Genomic DNA, 876 nt, shown 5'->3' on the forward strand with positions numbered 1-876 from the left:
ATTTGCTCACGGATTGTGCTAGGCACAATCGACCTGATCTTCCCCAGAAGGGTGTTCAGATCGTTGAGTTTTTCATTGAGCAGGCGGCCTAACGTTGCCGGACTGAGTTTGTCGGCCGCCTCGCGGAGGGTCTTGGCCGCAAACTTGTACACGTCCGGCAGCTTGCCATCCGTGGCCCATCTCGCGACCCGGTTGTGCTGAAGGTATTCCGTGATCTTGGGCAGCGCGTCATCGCAAGCCCGTGTGGCAGCCGCGACCAGCTTGCTCGCGTTTGTAATGTCGTCCGCGGTCTTGATCAGCGGCTTCAGGTAGACCCAGACGATACGCAGGACGCTCTTCACGACGGTGCCGATTTCCGGGACAAAGCCGACCACGGTGGTCGCAATGAAGAACAGCGTCACCTTGTTGGCCGGGTCCTTGCGGTATTGCTTGATGTTCCCGCAAAGATCGCGCACGTCCATCACGGTATCCACGATCGGAATCAGTGAGATCACCATGTCGAAGCCAATTTGGCCAGCCGATCGGTCCTGGTTGAAGTCACCCTGCAGCGCGCCCCAGATCCACTCGCCCAACCCCACGTCGTCGGGCTTTTCTCCCCCATTGACTTCGTTTAGTGCTTGCACTGTCTGGTCTGTGGCTCCCACTAGTTTCCTCCGTGGTCCGGGTTCGCATTCATGATCTTGGGCTCTCGGGCCACGAGCGGCTCGAGCTCTGACAGCAAATCGCCGACGGTCGGCCGAGGTTCATCTTGGGCAGACGGCGGGTTGTGATACACCACTTTGTCTACGGTGTCCGGCAAGTTGCGTTCCTCGGCCATGCCGTTGCTGTCAAGCGTGCCATTCTTCTTTTGGCCGTTTGCGAAATGCAGCGTGTATG

1 protein-coding gene and 1 pseudogene are annotated in these 876 nt (G+C 58.4%); both read right to left on the reverse strand.

The window, feature by feature from the left end; genetic code table 11:
* A pseudogene (locus tag NX773_RS23435) lies at nt 1-623 on the reverse strand (hypothetical protein); the annotation flags it as partial.
* Between the two features lie 20 nt (nt 624-643).
* Nucleotides 644-876 (reverse strand): hypothetical protein (locus NX773_RS23440; RefSeq protein WP_258858643.1); only part of this gene is annotated, 233 nt, incomplete at its 5' end.

The sequence above is a fragment of the Massilia solisilvae genome (genome assembly GCF_024753215.1).
GTDB classification, from domain to species: domain Bacteria; phylum Pseudomonadota; class Gammaproteobacteria; order Burkholderiales; family Burkholderiaceae_D; genus Telluria; species Telluria solisilvae.